The sequence below is a fragment of the uncultured Mucilaginibacter sp. genome (genome assembly GCF_903913935.1).
In the GTDB taxonomy this organism is placed as follows: domain Bacteria; phylum Bacteroidota; class Bacteroidia; order Sphingobacteriales; family Sphingobacteriaceae; genus Mucilaginibacter.
In genome coordinates this window covers 1-1,993 of sequence record NZ_CAIWNH010000127.1, presented here as the reverse complement: position 1 = coordinate 1,993, position 1,993 = coordinate 1, and the positions used below count along the sequence as shown (strand labels likewise).

Genomic DNA, 1,993 nt, shown 5'->3' with positions numbered 1-1,993 from the left:
CTGGTAACTTCCATCTCAGAGCGGAAGACTTCTTTGTAAAAGCCACCTTCCGGATGCGGCTGAAGACTTAGGTGTTCGATCCAATAAGCGGCGTTTTGGTTTTCCATCGGATTTAGTTTAATTAACAACTGCTAAAAACTCAAGCACTACCTGGTTAAATTCATCCGGGTGCTCCAGGTTAGGCATGTGGCCTGCATCGTCAATCACCACCAGTATGCCGTTTTGCAGGTTTTGCTGCATCGTTTCGGCCATGGCCACAGGGGTAAACTCATCCTGGCGACCCACAATTATCAAAGTCGGGATTTTGATCTTGGGAAACACATCTGATAAGTAGTCAATTCTTTCGGCCCGCGCCCTTAAGGCGGTAGCCGCCCCGGCCGGCGAAGTAGCTTTCATCATTTTAATCACAAATCCCGCAGCTTCGGGCATGGATTTTACATGTTCAGGCTTCATCATTTTATAGATCACCTCGTTCGCATAAGTGTCCATTCCTTCACGTTCCAGCCGATCGGCAGCGTCATAGCGCCCCTGTTTAACTTCGGGAGTATCTAAACTGGCAAAAGTATCGGCGAAGATCAATGACCTGATCCTGTCCGGAGCCTGACGGAACATTTCCATAATAATTTGCCCGCCCATGGAAAGACCAGCTAAATGAAACCGACCGATCTCCAGGTAATCCAACAGGTGGAGCATATCGGTAGCGTAATCTTCAAATTTTGTTTTTCCCGGTGAGGGGAGTGGGCTTTTACCATAGCCCCGAAGGTCGGGAGTGACAACCTTGTAAGTGTCAGATAACGCCACCACTTGCGGGTACCACATGGTGTGATCGAACGGGTGCCCGTGGATCAAAACCACCGGCTCACCTTTGCCTGTTACTTTGTAATTAATGGTTATGTTGTTTAATATCACAGTCGCCATAGGATCACAGTTTTTAACTGATTTTTTTGATTACACTGATTTAGACTGTCAGACTTACGAAGTTTATTTAACTTCGTAAGTCTTTAAAAATCTTTCAACTAAACCTTTTTCGGTGGCAGGTCGAAAGCAATGGCCTCGTGCTCAAAGTGGCCTTTATGTGAGCCATCGCAAAACGGCTTGTTTGCCGATAAGCCGCAGCGGCAGATAGAAACAATGGTTCTGCCTTGCAGACCGTATGCATTTCCCTGCATATCAACAATTTCGAAATCGCCGTCTATTTTAACCGAACCGTTGTTGTTTATTGTAATTTTTGTTTTGGACATTTTGCTGTTTTTTCTGCGAAGATAATCATACCCGCGGATGAACCGGAAAGATTTGGTAAATATTAGTAGTTAACTATCACTACCTGGTTTTTACTCAGCAGTACCCCATGCAACACCTCCCAAACATTGGCGCCTACTATTTTAGCGCCTTCAGCAGTAGGGTGGATGCCATCTTTTTGGTTTAACTTAGGGTTTCCAGCAACATCTTTAAGCAGGAATGGAACCAAAGCCATTTTGTTTTTGGCGGCGAGTTCAGGGAAGATAGCTTTGAAGCTATAAGCATATATGCTGCCCATATTTGGGGGCACCTGCATGCCCGCCATCACTAACCTGGCGTGGGGGTATTTTGCTTTTACCGTATCAATTATGGCCTGCAGGTTTGCAGTTGTTTCGCTTACCGGGATGCCGCGCAGGCCATCATTAGCTCCTAATTCAAGCACAAAAACATCAACTTTTTTCTTTAGTATCCAGTTGATGCGGCCACGGCCGCCAGCCGATGTTTCGCCGCTTACCCCGGCATTAACCACATGATAAGGCAGTTTTACACTGTCAATTTTGTTTTGAACGACGGCGGGGAAGGCCTGCGACTGGTCATCTAACCCATACCCAGCGGTTAGGCTATCTCCAAAAAACAAAACCGTTTTGGCTGATGAAGCGCTGTCGGGTTTACTGGAACCGGCAGTCGTATCCGCAGGGGCAGTGTTTTTGCTTCCGCAGGCAGATAATAAAAGAATGAAAATTATAAAAATGTG

At 46.2% G+C, this 1,993-nt stretch carries 4 protein-coding genes; all 4 read right to left on the bottom strand.

Annotation, left to right across the window (positions count from 1 at the left end; genetic code table 11):
* On the bottom strand, positions 1-107 hold a 107-nt coding region (locus QZY09_RS24675), incomplete at its 3' end, for a cupin domain-containing protein (protein ID WP_367119165.1).
* 10 nt (positions 108-117) lie between these two features.
* On the bottom strand, positions 118-918 hold the full coding sequence (locus tag QZY09_RS04775; protein ID WP_295668853.1) for an alpha/beta fold hydrolase: 801 nt from the start codon (positions 916-918) through the stop codon (positions 118-120).
* Positions 919-1,016: 98 nt separating this feature from the next.
* A complete protein-coding gene (locus QZY09_RS04770) occupies positions 1,017-1,241 on the bottom strand; it encodes a CDGSH iron-sulfur domain-containing protein (RefSeq protein ID WP_295668850.1) in 225 nt (74 codons plus the stop codon).
* Positions 1,242-1,303: 62 nt separating this feature from the next.
* A partial coding sequence (locus tag QZY09_RS04765; RefSeq protein ID WP_367119164.1) for an arylesterase occupies positions 1,304-1,993 on the bottom strand: 690 nt, incomplete at its 5' end.

Excerpts from the sequence above, each read along its gene's own strand:
- QZY09_RS04770 (WP_295668850.1), bottom strand. The coding sequence starts at position 1,241 with ATGTCCAAAACAAAAATTACAATAAACAACAACGGTTCGGTTAAAATA.
- QZY09_RS04775 (WP_295668853.1), bottom strand. The coding sequence starts at position 918 with ATGGCGACTGTGATATTAAACAACATAACCATTAATTACAAAGTAACA.